Here is a 14,080-nt window from a genome sequence, read left to right as displayed (position 1 = left end):
TGTTGGACAAGCCGTACCTCTCGGCCGGAAGCCTGGTTTTGCGCCTTTAAGGGAGAGTCGCCTAGCGGCTGTTGGAACTGGAGTCGTCCAGAAATGGCTTTAAACCCTAAAGGAAATGGGATAGAGGGCTGACGCTTTGGAAACCAGCCCCTTTGCCAGCCCTCTCGGAAAGGAGGGTTTGAAGCGCCTCCAGTCAGATTGTTCCGGTTGCGCTTAGCTGGACTTCAGCCTTCTGTCGCCACGGTTTGTTCTTTCGCGCTTCATGAGCCTTGTTTGGTTGCTGTCCGAGCAGCCTCACAGGTGCGGACTGGCCTGCGGTTATGACTTGTGCTACGTTGCTAAACAGAGAATTCGGCTTATCCCGCCAGGGTAGCCAAACCAATATCCGAATTTGCGCATGGGAGGATTCGCCATGAAAGTCATTCAGTATACCGACGTCGAGCCCAAGGAACTGAAGGTCGCCGGTCCGGGCGTCACCGGCCGCGTGGTCATCGGAACGGCGGACGACGACGTCAATTTCTGCATGAGGGTCATCGAATTGCAGCCCGGCGCACAGATTCCGCCTCACCACCATCCCTGGGAGCACCAGCAATTTTATCATTCCGGAACCGGCTACATCGTCAGGGAAGGCCAGAAAATGCCCCTTGGCCCCGGCAGCGTGGTCTATGTCGCCCCCGACGAGGAGCACCACGTGGCGAATACGGGGAACGAGCCGCTTGTCCTGGTCTGCCTGATTCCCAAGGGAATACCGGAACTCTAGCCGGATTCCGCCGTTCCGGGAGGTCTTCGGCGCACGGCCGCCTCTGATGTCGGCTTCGCATCGCGGAGCCGGGCCATTGGGCGTTTCGTTCCGAAGACGTTTGTCGATCCCGTCGCGCAGGGAACGGCGATCGGCAAGCCGTCATGACTTCCCGTCGGCCGGACCGGCAACGATGTGCCACTCAACAACAACCGACTTAAAACAGACGCGCTCGCGGGAACGGCCTTGATGCCGTCCAACAATCATTGAAAAGCGTAGCGGTGAATGGGAAGATTCGGACAAAGGGAGCAAGGGATATGCCCACATTGAAAGTGCTGCCCAAGGTGGTGCCCATCCGCAACAAGGAACTCACCAAGGAACGGCTGGTGAAAGCGGTGGGCAAGGTGCTGGCGGACGTCGGGTTCAAGCGGCTTGGCGTCAACCTGGTGGCCCGCGAGGCCGATGTGGACAAAAAGCTCATCTATCGCTATTTCGGCGGGCTGGAGGGACTTGTTGCCGCCTATGGGCGGACAGTGGAGTTCTGGCCGAGTGCGGAGGAACTGCTCGGCGAAGACCGGGAGCGCATCCGGAAGATGGCGCCCCATGCGCTGATGTCCCTTTTCTTCAAACGGCATTTCAAGGCCATTCTGGCTCGGCCCAACACCCTTGAGATATTGGCCTGGGAGGCCATGGAGAAGAATCATCTCACCCAGGCCCTCGAACAGGTCCGCGTGAAGTCCGCCCTGGAGTTCTTCGAGCTCATGGAGCAGGACCCGCCCGAGGAGGTCGACTTGACCGCTCTGGTCCTGCTCATGCACGGCGCGATGACGTTCCTGGCCGTCCGGTCGCGCATCCATCGGTCCCTGGGCGGTGTGGACCTGCAATCGGAAAGCGGGTGGCAACGCATTGAGCGGACCCTGGACCAGATCATGCTCGGCGTGCTCGGATAGTAGAAAAGCCCGGCCTGCCGGGCTTTTCCGTACTCATTTCCAGGGGGCTTCTCCCTTCAATATTCCGTGGCCGAAAGATCGACCCGGAACCGTTTCCATTGGGTGGCCGCCTCCTCCTCGGCCCGGTGCACCATGGCCGCCCCCCAGGGCTCCAGGACCAGGGTCTCGGCCACCAGTTGCCAGATGTACTTCACCTCGTACTTGTAGTCGGTGTAATACTTGGGGAGGCGCTTCATGATCTGGTCGCGGCAGTTGGAGCAGCCGACCACGACCACGTCCGCGCCCGTGCGTTTGATCTGCTCGAACTTGCGTCGGCCGTGGTGGGCGGACTGGTCGTCGAAGGGCAGGGGCCACATTCCGCCGCCCGCGCCGCAGCAGTAGTTCAACCCCCGGCTTGGCGTCATGTCCACAAAGTCGTCCGCGCACTGTCCGATGATCCAGCGCGGTTCCTCGTAGAACCCCTTGCCGAAGTGGCGCTCCAGCTCGCGGCCGTGCTTACAGGAGTCGTGCCAGGTGAACCGCTTGCCCGCGTTGACCGCCTTGTCGAGCTTGATCCGCCCCTCGCGGATGATCTCGATGAGGTAGTCGTAGAGGTAGATGAACCCGACCGCGTTGTTCGGGTCCTCCAGGACGCAGGTCTCCATGCCCTTGCGGCAGCCGTAGGACCCGCCGCCGCAGTCGGGCATGATCATCCGCTCGATGCCGATCCGCTGCATATAGTCGATCTTGCGTTTGGCCAGGAACCGGTTGGCCTCGTAATTGCCGGTGAACAGGGCCCAGTCCACGGCTTCCCACCCCTCGGAGGGTACGGTCCAGTCCTCGTGGGCGGCGTAGAAGACCTTCCACCACCAGAACTGGTCCTCGAAGTCGCCGTAGACCTCCTTGGAATTGGGGAAGAACAGGGTTTTCGCGCCCTCCTTGTCCACCGGGACGTAAAAGCCGGGGCACTCTTCGGCCAGCTCCGCGCCGAGCTCGGCCATGCCCTCCAGGTAGTCGTCCTTTTCGATGGCCAGGTTGTTGCCGGTGTCCACATTGTTTTGCATGCCCTGGTGCAGGGTGCCGGGCACCTGGGCGCGCGGGCGTAGGCTCTTCATGTGAGCCATGACGGCCGGGATGTCGATGTTCATGGGGCAGGCGTAGGCGCACCGGCCGCAGCCGGTGCACAGCCAGGGGAAGTCGGACTCCGCTACCTCGTCCGCCAGGCCGAGGGAGAGCATGCGCATGACCTTGCGGATGTCCCACGCCTCCATGCCGGGGGTGCCCGTGACCGGGCACCCGCCGGAGCAGGCTCCGCAGGCCAGGCAGGCGCTGAAGTCGTACTTGTCCAGGAATTCTCGCACGTCCGGGGCCATGGGCCTCGTTTCCACCATAACCATGGTCAACTCCTCCGCGGCAAGCCGCTGCTTCGGCCGTGTGGCCGGGGCAGGGGCCGCCCGCTCGTCGAACGGACGGAGGAGTCCCGCGTCCCGGCTACAGTCCGACGTTCTTCAAATCCTCTCCGAGATACTCCCGTTCATTCTCCCCCAACATGCCGAGGGACAGGCAGATCAGTGTCCATAGATGCACCACCGGGAAGTGGTCCCCGGAGTGCTCGCTCAGGTCGTGAATCTGCGAATGGCAGTTGTGGCACGGGGCGATGCAGTAGTCCGCCCCGGTCCGCCGTATCTGTTCCAGCTTGAGGCTGCCGTATTCGCGCCGGTGGTCGGTGAACCCGGATTGCAGGAACCCGCCGCCACCGCCGCAGCAGTAATTGTTGGACTTGTTGGGCCACATGTCGATGAAGTGCTCCTCTCCCACCACCGAGCGGACCACGAAGCGCAGGTCCTCGGCCACGGGGTCGCCCAGGGACTTTCGCACCAACTGGCAGGGGTCCTGGACCGTGAAGGTCACGCCCAGGTCCTTGTTCCAGTCGCTGTTCACCGGGAGCTTTCCCTCCCGGATCCAGCGGGCGTACAGGCGGATGATGCTCTCCATCTCGAAACCGTGCTCCACGTTGAACTTTTGCAGTCCGGCCCGGACCGCGTAAAACTCGTGGCCTCACTCCGTGTTGAGCCAGACCTTGCACCCCAGGTCGTCCACCGCCTTGGCCTTGTTGCGGACAACCGTTTCCCACGCCTCGTCGTCGGCCAGGAACATGCAGTAGTTCTCGGCGGCCCAGCCCACGCTGCCGTAGGTCCAGTCCGCGCCGACCAGGCTGAGGATCTTCCAGAGCGGGACCATTTCGTCCGGCTCGGTCACGGGCTCGCGCGAGTTCTGGTTCAGGAAGTAGTGGGCCCCCTGCCGGTCAATGGAAACCTGGAGGTTCTCCTGGCCGGGCTGAGACTCGCGGACCTCCTCCAGGACGTCCTCGACCACGAACCTGAAGTCCTCGCTGGACGCGCCCATGGCGCTGTTGCCCGGCGTGGACAGGGCCTTTTCGCAGGAGCCGAGGATGCCCTTGGGCCGCTCCTCCCTCGGCCAGGACTGGCGGCAGTGGTAGACAAGCTGGGGAATGTCCACTTCCATGGGACAGGCGTGGACGCACCGTCGGCACATGGTGCACAGCCAGACCCATGGGGTGGAGCGGATGGCTTCCTCCTGGCCCAGGGCCGCCAGGCGCAGGAATTTGCGCGGGTCCATGCCTTCCATGCCCGTGGCCGGGCAGCCCGAGGCGCACGCGCCGCAGGCGAGGCACATGTTCAGGTTGCCGCCGTCGGGCAGCAGTTCCCTGACCTTTTCCACCAATGCCGACTTCTTCGGTTCAATGAGAAGCGCCGCTGCTTCGCCCATGGCCAGCTCCTTTCGGCGGCGGTGCGCCGCGTTGGCTTCCGGGAGCCGGGGGGCTCCCGGAAGCGCTGTTGTCCATCCGGGGGGAACGCCGTGGGCCCCGGCCTAGGCCAGGGCCTCGGCCTCGACCACCTTGCCGGCCTGGTCGTACATCAGGCCGCAACGCAGATCGAAGTGGCGGTTGACGCTCATGGCCGGGCAGTGGGCGTTGAGCGCCACCTGGGTCACGGTGGACCCGAGGAACGCCTTTTCCGGGTCCTGCTCCCGGGAGTGGTGCGCCATGATGATAAGGTCCGCGCCGGTCTGCTGGCCCATGCGCAGGATTTCCATGGACGGCTTGCCGCTGCAGGCCTCGAACCCGCAGGCGGAGATGCCGTCCAGGCGCTTGCCGTATTCGTTTTGCAGGCGGTCGACGATCTCGCCGTGGCCCGCGCCGCCCTCGGCCACGTGCATGACGGTCAGGGCCGCCTTGTACTGCCGGGCCATCTGGCCGCCGTAGCTCACGGCGCATTCGGCCTGTTCCGAGAAGTCGGTGGCCACCAGAATCCTGGAGAAGAGCGGCTCATTGCAGGTCACGTCCTTGTGCACGATCATGACCGGGCAGCGCGCCTTCTGGCTGACGCGCTCCAGGGTGCTGCCCGCCATGCCCCACATCTGGGAGCGGGTTTCCTCGTATTCCCTGGTGTGCGGGCCCATGACGATGAGGTCCGTGTTCTTCTTGCGCGCCAGGCGCAGGATCTCGCTGTGCGGAATGCCCGGCACCACGATGATCTGGGAATCGGGAATGTCCGCGAGCAACGGGCCGTAATCGGTGGCGATCCGTTCCCTGAGGCGGGCGGTCTCGCCCGAGGGCTCCAGTGTTTCGATGGAGCCCCACCCCTGCGCCATGCCCGCCACGTGCACCAGGTAGAGCTTGGACTCGAACTTGCGGGCGAATTCCATGGCCGCCCGGACCGCGCAATCCTCGATGCCGGTCGGCGTCACGCCGACGATGATGTCCTTAAACATGACGTTCCTCCTTGCTGGGGGTTTCCTTCCTTGTTTCCTCCGTCTTTTCTCCTTCCATGCCCGGGTCCGGCCCCGAGGGCCTGCCCTCGGCCAGACGCCGCCGGGCCCGGGCGGATACGGTCAGGTTCTTTTCCAGGAGCAGGGCCTCGTCATCCAGCCCGAAGGCCAGCCCCATGAGTTGTGTCAGGTAGAGGATGGGCACGGGCCGGGCTCCCAGCTTGCGCGCCTCGGCCTGATAGGCCTCCAGGTTCATCTGGCACAGCGGGCAGACCGTGACGATGACGTCCGCCTGGCGCGCCGCCTTGAGGATGTCCGTTACCGACTGGAGGGCCACCTCGGGGTGACCCATCATCAGCGAGGCTCCGCAGCACTTGTCGCCGTGCTCCCAGGGGTAGACCTCCGCCCCGAGCCCCTCGATGATCCTGTTCATGGATGTCGGCCGCTTCGGGTCGTCGAAGACCGGGTAGGGGCGGAGAATCTGGCATCCGTAATAGGGCGCGACGCGCAGTCCGCCGAGCGGCCTGTTCACCCGTTGGGCGATGATCTTCGCGCCCACGTCGTTGAGGAAGACGTCGAGGATGTGCCGCACCTTGACCGAGCCCGAGTAGGTCAGGCCGGAGGCGAGCAGCACCTCGTTGACCCTGGCCAGGAGGTGGCGGTCGTGCGTCACCTCCCGGTTGACCTTGAGCAGGTTGAGGTAGCAGGCCGAGCAGGGGGCCACCACGTCCGCGCCGCCCATCTCCTTCTCGGCGATGGCCAGGTTGCGCGCGGGCAGGGCGTAGTTGAGCAGCTTGCTCACGGGCTCGGCCGCGCTGGCGCCGCAGCAGGTCCAGTCCGGAATCTCGGCAAGCTCCAGCCCGAGGTGGGCCATGACCGCCCTGGCGGAGACGTCGAACTCGACGGCGCTCTCGGTGAGCGAACAGCCGGGGTAGTATGCGTAACTCATGGCATTGCCTCCATTTCCCGCGCCTTGGCGAACATGGGGCCGAGAATCCGGCCCTGGCCGCCGCCGGGCAGGTGGACCTTGCCCTTGCCGAGCAGCCGCAGGCCCAGGGGCAGGTAGCGGAGCGGCAGGGCGGGGTTGTCCATGCGCTTCAGGAAATAGCCGCTCATCATGCCCATCTCCTGGACCCGGCCGTGGGACTCCACGTTGTCCATGAAGGCCCGGTAGAACGCGCCTTCGCGGCGTCCCTCGCGGGTGAGCATGGCCAGCCGCTTGAGCGAGGCCATGGCCGAGGTCAGCTTGAGGCCGCGCGGGCAGCGCAGGGTGCAGGTGTAGCAGGACGAGCACATCCAGTAGGTGTGGCTGTCGAAGATGGCGTCCACCATGCCGAACTGGATCATCCGCCACATGGTGCGCGGCGTGATGTCCATGGCGAACCCGTTGGGGCAGGACGCCGTGCAGGTCCCGCACTGCATGCAGGCCGCGACCTCCTCCTTCAGCCGGGCGAGCACCGGGCCGTATTCGTCCTCCTTGGGGCTCCACGTGGGTCGGACAGCTTCGCTCATGGCGTTTACTCCTTGTCTGCGGCTCAGGCCGGTTCTTCGAGCGCGGCGTCGATGACGGACATCATGGGGCCGTCGTGGAACCCCTTGAGCACCGTGGCGCTGTTGGGGCAGACCGCCGCGCAGGCGCCGCACCCCTGGCACAGTATCTCGTCCACCTTGATCCGCCCGTGCTCCAGGTCCACCACCCGCGCGCCGTAGGGGCAGGCCGCCACGCAGGCCTGGCAGAGCGAGCACAGGGAGTGGCGCACCGTGGCCACCACGGTCTCGCGGGCGATGGTCTCCGCGTTGAGTATGCGCAGGGCCCGCTGGGCGGCCGCCTTGGCCGAGGCCACGGTTTCGCCCATGCGCCGGGGGCCCAGCCCCGTGCCGCAGGCGAAGACGCCCTGCTTGAGGAAGTCCACGGGACGCCACTTGAAGTCCGCCTCGCGGTAGAAGCCGTCCGCGTTGACCTCCACGCCGAAGACCTCCTGGAGATCCTCCACGTCGTTGGGCTCCAGGCCGCTGGAGAGCGACAGGATGTCCGCGCGGACGACCACGTCCTCGCGCAGGATGGGGTCGCGGGCCGTGATGACCGGCTTGCCGTCCTCGAAGGCGACCTTGGGCGGGTTCTCCTTGTCGTAGCGGATGAACACGGCCCCGGCCTTGCGCGCCTTCGTGTAGTAGTGCTCCAGGAAGCCGGGCATCATGATGTCGCGGTAGAAGACGTGGATGGGCAGGTCCGGGTTGCGCTCCTTGAGGGCCAGCACGTTCTTGACCATCTCCGGGCAGCAGACCTTGCTGCAATAGGCCCGGTCCTCGCTGCGCCTGCGCCAGCACTGGATCATGGCCACGCCCGAGAGCGCGCCCGCGTCCAACTGGCCGGTGGCGATCTTTTCCTCCAGCCCGAGGTGGGTCATGACCGAGCCGTGCACGCACAGCCCGCTCTCGTAGACCTTGGCCTCGTGCGCGCCGGTGGCCAGGATGGTCACGCCGTGCTCCAGGGGGAAGACCCCGTCCGGACTGGCGATGGCCGTGCGGAACCGGCCCGCGATCCCGCGCGAGAGGACCGCGCGCGAGTCGGTGAAGACCTTGATGTTGGGGTGCTTGCGCACCTGGGCGATGAGCTCCTCCATGTACTTGCGCGGGTCCGAGCCGTCGAGCTGTGTGTGCAGCCGCATGGCCGAGCCGCCCAGTTGCTCCTCGGATTCCACCAGGCAGACGCCGTAGCCGTGGTCCGCGATGGCCATGGCCGCGGTCAGGCCGCCCAGGCCGCCACCCACCACCAGGGCGGACCGGGCCACGTCCACCATGACCGGCGGCGGGGTGGGGTCCGCCCCCTGGAGCCGGGCCACGGCCGTGGCCAGGGTGGCGTGGATTTCCTTGTCCGCCGCCTTGCCGTCGTCCTCGCCCTTGCCGCCGAAGGTGGCGGTGTAGATGTCCACCACGTCCATGAGCGCGGGGTTGAGGCCGATGGTCCGGCCCAGCTCCTTGAGGCGCGGGATGTAGGCGTAGGGCATGCATGCGCCGATGAGGATGCGGTTGGGCTTGAACTCCCCGGCGGCCGCCTCGATGTCGGCCCAGCCCTGCGGGGTGCAGGCGCTGCCCACGGTGGCCACCTTGCAGACCGAGTGGACCCTGGCCAGCCGCGCGGCCAGCCCTTCGATGTCCACGGTCTGCTTGAGGGTGGGGCAGGACGCGCAGATGGCCACCAGGGTGCGCGGCGGCTCGCGGGAGACGTCCGGGTACTCTGGTTCGGGCTCGGTGGCGATGCCCGCAAGCACGTCGTAGGCCTTGATGATGCGCGAGGCGGCCTGGGCCGCTGCCCCGGCCTGGATCACGGATTCGGAGATGTCCCTCGGCTCCCCGAAGGACCCGGCCGCGAACACGCCCACCGAGCCGGTGCGCTCGGGCGAATACTGCCGGGTCTGCGCGAACCCCCAGTCGTTGAGAGTCAGGCCGGTCATCTCGGCCAGCCGGTCCGTGCCCTTGGGCGGGCGCGCGCCCACGGCCAGGACGACCATGTCGAAGGTCTCCGGCACCAGGCGGCCCTCGTCGTCCAGGTATTCCAGGCGGATGCCGCCTCCGTCGTCCGGGAACAGGGAGTGGGGGCGGCTGCGCACGAAGCGCACGCCCGCGTCCTGCTCGGCGTGGTTGCGGTAGCGCTGGTACTCCTTCCCGGCGGTGCGCATGTCCATATAGAAGATGGATGTCTCGGCCTCGCCGCCCGTGGCCTTCCTGGCCAGCATGGCTTCCTTGATGGAGAACATGCAGCAGATGCCCGAGCAGAAATCCGCGTTTTTCTTGACGTCGCGCGAGCCCACGCACTGGAGCCAGGCGATGGAGCGAACGGGCTTGCCGTCGCCGGGCCGCAGCAGCTTGCCCCCGGTGGGGCCGGTGCCGCTCAGCAGCCGCTCGAACTCCACGGCCGTGAGCACGGCGGGGTGGTCGTAGCACCAGACGTCGTTGCCGCCCGCCGGGTCCGAGGCCGGGCTGTAGCACTCGAAGCCGCCCGCCAGGACGATGGCCCCCACCTCCAGCTCCACGGTGGTGTCGGACATGATCCGCATGTAGAGCTTGTCCAGCCAGGGGGCGAAGCGCCCGGACCGGAGCGGCTTGACCAGCAGCTCGCGCGCGCCCTGGGCGACCAGTTCCTCCGCCTGCTCCCGCCGCGCCTCGTCGGTCAGGATGACCACGGGCAGGCCGGGATGCAGCTCGTGGCAGCGGGTCAGGACGCGCTCGGGGTCCATGCCGTCCACGTCCAGGCCGAGGAGGACCAGCCGGAAGCGGTCGGACTCGGCCAGCAAGTCCACGGCCTCGGCCCCGTTTTCCGTGAAGTGGAGCGGGAAGTTGGACTCGCCCAGGTGCTTCTCCATCATGGCCCGCACCTCCGGGTCCTTGTCCGCCACCAGGATGTGGAAGTCCTTGCGCTCCTCGAACTTGAAGTCGATGGCCCCGGTGGGGCACGCCTCGTGGCACTTCCAGCAGCGCTGGCAGTTGTCCAGGTCCAGCACGTAGTGGTTGGGTATGGCGTGGGGCACGGGCAGGTAGATGGCCGCGCGCTTGGTCAGGCCCGCGTTGAATTCGCTGTCCACCCGCACCGGGCAGACCGTGGAGCAGATGCCGCAGCTCACGCACTTGGTCGGGTCCACCAGGGGCGAGGAACGGTTGAGCGAGACCAGGAACTTGCCCGGCTCGCCCTCCACGGCCCCGACCTCGGCGGAGAGGATCAGGTCGATGTTGTCGTGGAACAGCCCCTTGCGCAGGCAGTACTGGCTGGACGAGTCGCGCGACATGAGCGGCAGCATCCGGCACATGCCGCAGTGATCGGTGGGGAACTGGTGGTCGAGCTGGCTGAGTATGCCGCCGTGGCTCGGGCGGCGGTCGATGAGGGCCACCTTGTGGCCGGTGACGGCCAGGTCAAGGGCGGCCCGGATGCCGCCGATGCCCGCTCCCACCACCAATGCGCCGTATTGCTTCCGCATAACGTCCTCCTGAGACTGCGACCCGCTGTCAGGCCATGTGCGAAACCGTTTCCTGGAACTCGTCCTCCTTGAACACGGACAGCGGCGGCGGCTCGTCCAGGCTCCTGCCCGGCACGTAGCCGAAGCTCTCCTGGGTCCTGGCCGCCACCGTGCGGAACAGCTCCATCACCGGGATGTCGTTGGGGCAGGCGTTGGAGCATTGGCCGCAGCCCACGCAGGCCATGGACATGTGGGCCATGCGCGTCAGGTGGTAGAAGATGGTGTCCGTGGGCATCTTGAGGCTGCCCTTGCGCTTGGCCCAGCCCATGTACTGCCAGGGCTTGTGCTCGAACACGTCGGTGTTGAACACGCACTCCTTGCAGTAGCAGACCGGGCAGGCCACCCGGCAGTTGTAGCAGTTGACGCAGGCCGAGAGGTATTCGGACAGGTCGGTCAGGGTGCCGGTCACGGCGCGGGTCGCCTCGATCATGGCGTCCCGGTGCTCGGTGCGGACTTTGACCAGGGCCTCCAGGGTCTTGGCGCGTCCGTTCTCGCCCATGGCGGGCAGGCCGAGGGCGTTGAGCAGGGCCTCGCCGCGCGCGCTGTCGGCCAGGACGGGAAGGGCGTCGCGCAGGTCCGCGCCCGCCAGGCCGACGATCAGGTCCGCATTGGCCGGGGAAGGGTGCTCGCAGGACTTGCAGGCGGCCGACAGCTCCACGCCGCCCGCGTCGGGCTTGTCCGTCCCGCCGTGGTCGCCGTGGAAGGCCAGGGTCGCCTCGAAGGGGTCGCGCCCGGCCAGGAAGGTCCGGTAGTCCGTGTTCTTGTATGCGCCCATGCAGTCGACGCCCACGATGACCACGTCGTCCAGGCTGCCCTGGTTGAGCTTGACCAGTTCGACGAAGGCCCGGATCTCGCAGGGACGCAGCACGGCGGCGATGCGCTCGCCGGTCTGGCCGCGCGTCAGGCGCGACAGGAGCTTGGCGCTGTTCATGGGAAAGGCCGGAGCCAGCGGGTCCGCGCCCGAGAGCTGGTCCGGGTCCGTGACCAGGGTGGGCATGGGCATGGACTTGCCGAAGTGGTGCACGGGCACCAGCACGCCGCCGATGGATTCGTTTTCCAGCAGGCCGCGCAGCAGCCCCTGGATCGCCACCACCGGATTGTTGTTTTCAACCTGCAACTTCGCTGTGGTCGCCATGGCGCACCTCCCTAGACCACGGCCATGGAACGCGCTTCCATGGGGCCGAGTTCCCGTATTTCATTGATGAAGCCGTTCACCGTGGCCGCGAATTCGTTCCCTTCGCTGGCCCCCACCCAGGTCAGCTTGACGCGTTCGCGCTCGATGCCGAACTGGGGCAGGATTTCGTTCAGGAGCTTGACCCGCCGCCGGGCCTTGTAGTTGCCGTTGATGTAGTGGCAGTCGCCGGGGTGGCAGCCGCTGACCAGCACGCCGTCCGCCCCGGACAGGAGCGACTTGACGATGTACTTGGGGTCCACCATGCCGGTGCACATGACGCGAACCAGCCGCAGGTTGGGCTGCTGCACCATGCGCGAGGTGCCCGCCAGGTCGGCGGCGGTGTAGGTGCACCAGTTGCAGACAAAGGCCAGAATGGTCGGTTCGAATTCGCTGCTCATCGCTGTCTCCTAGGCTTCGCCGGGTTGGTCGGCGGCCTGCGGGTCGGACGCCGGAGGCGGCGGCTCGAACATCATGCCGAGCATGCCGTCGATCTCGTTGAAGAGCTGGGTCTGATTGAAGTGCTTGATCTGGGCCGCGCCGCTGGGGCAGTAGCCCGCGCAACTGCCGCACCCCTTGCACATGGCCTCGTTGATGACGGACACGTTGCGCCGTTCGTCGAACTCGATGGCGGAGTAGGGGCAGAGGTTGATGCACACCTTGCAGCCGATGCACACGTCCGGGTCGATCCAGGAGGTGGTGGGCGAGATGGAGACCTTGCCGCGCGCGGCCAGGGCGATGGCCTGGGCCGCTCCGCCCGAGGCGTGGGCCACGGCGTCCGGGATGTCCTTGGGCCCCTGGCAGGTTCCGGCCAGGAAGACGCCGTCGGTGGCCGTGGAGACCGGACCGAGCTTGGGGTGCTCCTCCAGGAAGAAGCCGTCCTGGCCCTGGGCGATGCCGAAGACGCGGGCCACCTCGGTGGCGCCCCGCCCCGGCTCCATGGCCGTGCACAGGATGACCATGTCCACGGGTACGCGCACGTTCATGCCGAGCAGGGTGTCCTCGCCGACAACGACGAGCTTGCCGTCCTCCTCCACCACTTCGGCGGGTCGCCCGCGGATGAAGGTCACGCCTTCCTCCTGGACGCGGCGGAAGAACTCCTCGTAGCCCTTCCCGAAGCAGCGCATGTCGATGTAGAAATTGTAGACCCTGGTGTCGTGCCCGACCTTGTCCTTTATCAGGTGGTCGAACTTGAGGGCGTACATGCAGCAGGTGCGCGAACAGTATTCGTGATAGTTGCGGTCGCGGCTGCCCACGCAGTGGATGATGCCCACGCTCTTGGGCTTTTCGCCGTTTTTCATGACGATCTTGCCCCCGGTGGGGCCCACGGCGTTGTTCAGCCGCTCGAACTGGAGGGCGGTGTAGACCTCGGGGAAGCGGCCGAATCCGTATTCGCGCAGCGGGGTCGGGTCCATGGCGTCGTAGCCCGTGGCCAGGACGATGGAGCCCACGTGGTAGACCTCGCGCCGCTCCCGCATGGTGTAGTCGATGGCCCCGGTGGGGCAGACCTTCTGGCAGATGCCGCACTTGTCCTTGGTGATCTTTTTGCAGACCGAGGCGTCGATGACCGGGGTGCTCGGCACGGCCTGGGGCGAGTTGCGGTAGATGGCCCGGCGTTCGGAAAGCCCCTCGTTGAATTCGCTGAGGGTCTTGGTCGGGCATTTCTCCAGGCAGGCCCCGCAGCCGGTGCAGATGTCCTCGTTGACGTAGCGCGGCTTGCGCAGGACCGTGACCGTGTAGTTGCCCACGAAGCCGGAAACGTCCACGACCTCGCTCCAGGTCATCAGGTGGATGTTCGGCTCCTGGGACACGGCCACCATCTTGGGCGTGGAGATGCAGGCTGCGCAGTCCAGGGTGGGGAAGGTCTTGTCGAACTGGGCCATGTGTCCGCCGATGGACGGGCTTTTTTCCACAAGGTGGACCTGGTGCCCGGACTTGGCGATGTCCAGGGAGGCCTGGATGCCCGCGATGCCCGCGCCCACGACCATCACGTCCGGAAGCACGTCCACCTCGCGGGAGAACAGCTCGCCGTGGTGGCCGACGCGGTCCACGGCCGCCTCCACGATGTGCCGGGCCTTGGCCGTGGCCTCGCCGGGATCGGCCGTGGTCCAGGAGCAGTGCTCGCGGATGCAGCAGTGCTGCATGAGGTAGGGGTTGAGCCCGCCGCGCGCGCAGGCCTTCTGGAAGGTCTTCTCGTGCAGGCGCGGGGAGCAGGAGGCGACCACCACCCGGTTCAGCCCGTGCTCGCGGATGTCCCGGATGATCATCTCCTGCCCGGGGTCCGAGCACATGAACTGATAGTCGCGGGCCACGGCCACGTCCTTTATCCCGGACGCGAACCGGGCCACCCCGGCGCAGTCGACCTTGCCCGCGATGTTGGACCCGCAGTGGCAGATGTACACTCCGATTCTGTTGGCCATGATCCCTCCCTTGGGAC

At 66.4% G+C, this 14,080-nt stretch carries 11 protein-coding genes; 2 read left to right on the top strand and 9 right to left on the bottom strand.

Annotated elements, in window-relative coordinates; all coding sequences use genetic code 11:
* Positions 1 to 412 precede the first annotated feature (412 nt).
* The gene (locus PHP91_RS11440) at positions 413 to 760 is read left to right on the top strand and encodes a cupin domain-containing protein (RefSeq protein WP_300140635.1); all 348 of its coding nucleotides are present in this window, start codon (positions 413 to 415) and stop codon (positions 758 to 760) included.
* Between the two features lie 296 nt (positions 761 to 1,056).
* Positions 1,057 to 1,689, top strand: a complete 633-nt coding sequence (locus PHP91_RS11435; RefSeq protein ID WP_300140633.1) for a TetR/AcrR family transcriptional regulator — start codon at positions 1,057 to 1,059, stop codon at positions 1,687 to 1,689.
* A 56-nt stretch (positions 1,690 to 1,745) separates the two neighbouring features.
* On the opposite strand, the gene PHP91_RS11430 is transcribed toward PHP91_RS11435, so the two are convergent.
* The 9 genes from PHP91_RS11430 to PHP91_RS11390 form a co-directional block, all read right to left on the bottom strand.
* The gene (locus PHP91_RS11430; RefSeq protein ID WP_300140631.1) at positions 1,746 to 3,065 is read right to left on the bottom strand and encodes a (Fe-S)-binding protein; all 1,320 of its coding nucleotides are present in this window, start codon (positions 3,063 to 3,065) and stop codon (positions 1,746 to 1,748) included.
* A 94-nt stretch (positions 3,066 to 3,159) separates the two neighbouring features.
* Complete coding sequence (locus tag PHP91_RS11425) at positions 3,160 to 4,458, bottom strand: (Fe-S)-binding protein (protein WP_300140629.1); 1,299 nt, start codon at positions 4,456 to 4,458, stop codon at positions 3,160 to 3,162.
* A 102-nt stretch (positions 4,459 to 4,560) separates the two neighbouring features.
* On the bottom strand, positions 4,561 to 5,463 hold the full coding sequence (locus PHP91_RS11420) for a universal stress protein (protein ID WP_300140627.1): 903 nt from the start codon (positions 5,461 to 5,463) through the stop codon (positions 4,561 to 4,563).
* Complete coding sequence (locus tag PHP91_RS11415; protein WP_300140625.1) at positions 5,456 to 6,409, bottom strand: CoB--CoM heterodisulfide reductase iron-sulfur subunit B family protein; 954 nt, start codon at positions 6,407 to 6,409, stop codon at positions 5,456 to 5,458. Before PHP91_RS11415 ends, PHP91_RS11420 begins: the two co-directional genes overlap by 8 nt.
* On the bottom strand, positions 6,406 to 6,972 hold the full coding sequence (locus PHP91_RS11410; RefSeq protein ID WP_300140624.1) for a 4Fe-4S dicluster domain-containing protein: 567 nt from the start codon (positions 6,970 to 6,972) through the stop codon (positions 6,406 to 6,408). Before PHP91_RS11410 ends, PHP91_RS11415 begins: the two co-directional genes overlap by 4 nt.
* 23 nt (positions 6,973 to 6,995) lie before the next feature.
* Entirely contained in the window at positions 6,996 to 10,433 is a 3,438-nt protein-coding gene (locus PHP91_RS11405; RefSeq protein ID WP_300140622.1) for an FAD-dependent oxidoreductase, read from the bottom strand.
* A gap of 28 nt (positions 10,434 to 10,461) precedes the next feature.
* A complete protein-coding gene (locus tag PHP91_RS11400; RefSeq protein ID WP_300140620.1) occupies positions 10,462 to 11,607 on the bottom strand; it encodes a 4Fe-4S dicluster domain-containing protein in 1,146 nt (381 codons plus the stop codon).
* Between the two features lie 11 nt (positions 11,608 to 11,618).
* On the bottom strand, positions 11,619 to 12,044 hold the full coding sequence (locus PHP91_RS11395) for a hydrogenase iron-sulfur subunit (RefSeq protein ID WP_300140618.1): 426 nt from the start codon (positions 12,042 to 12,044) through the stop codon (positions 11,619 to 11,621).
* Positions 12,045 to 12,053: 9 nt separating this feature from the next.
* Positions 12,054 to 14,063 (bottom strand): CoB--CoM heterodisulfide reductase iron-sulfur subunit A family protein, encoded by a 2,010-nt coding sequence (locus PHP91_RS11390; protein WP_300140616.1) that lies wholly within the window; start codon positions 14,061 to 14,063, stop codon positions 12,054 to 12,056.
* Positions 14,064 to 14,080 lie beyond the last annotated feature (17 nt).

This window comes from Pseudodesulfovibrio sp. (assembly GCF_028692895.1).
Lineage (GTDB): Bacteria > Desulfobacterota > Desulfovibrionia > Desulfovibrionales > Desulfovibrionaceae > Pseudodesulfovibrio.
The sequence above is the reverse complement of the archived record's forward strand: the minus strand, read 5'-3'. Positions and strand labels throughout refer to the sequence as shown.

Bases quoted from the DNA above. Each gene is read 5' to 3' on its own strand.
- PHP91_RS11415 (WP_300140625.1), bottom strand. From the start codon at position 6,409: ATGAGTTACGCATACTACCCCGGCTGTTCGCTCACCGAGAGCGCCGTC.
- PHP91_RS11390 (WP_300140616.1), bottom strand. From the start codon at position 14,063: ATGGCCAACAGAATCGGAGTGTACATCTGCCACTGCGGGTCCAACATC.
- PHP91_RS11395 (WP_300140618.1), bottom strand. From the start codon at position 12,044: ATGAGCAGCGAATTCGAACCGACCATTCTGGCCTTTGTCTGCAACTGG.
- PHP91_RS11430 (WP_300140631.1), bottom strand. From the start codon at position 3,065: ATGGTTATGGTGGAAACGAGGCCCATGGCCCCGGACGTGCGAGAATTC.
- PHP91_RS11405 (WP_300140622.1), bottom strand. From the start codon at position 10,433: ATGCGGAAGCAATACGGCGCATTGGTGGTGGGAGCGGGCATCGGCGGC.
- PHP91_RS11420 (WP_300140627.1), bottom strand. From the start codon at position 5,463: ATGTTTAAGGACATCATCGTCGGCGTGACGCCGACCGGCATCGAGGAT.
- PHP91_RS11410 (WP_300140624.1), bottom strand. From the start codon at position 6,972: ATGAGCGAAGCTGTCCGACCCACGTGGAGCCCCAAGGAGGACGAATAC.
- PHP91_RS11435 (WP_300140633.1), top strand. From the start codon at position 1,057: ATGCCCACATTGAAAGTGCTGCCCAAGGTGGTGCCCATCCGCAACAAG.
- PHP91_RS11440 (WP_300140635.1), top strand. From the start codon at position 413: ATGAAAGTCATTCAGTATACCGACGTCGAGCCCAAGGAACTGAAGGTC.
- PHP91_RS11400 (WP_300140620.1), bottom strand. From the start codon at position 11,607: ATGGCGACCACAGCGAAGTTGCAGGTTGAAAACAACAATCCGGTGGTG.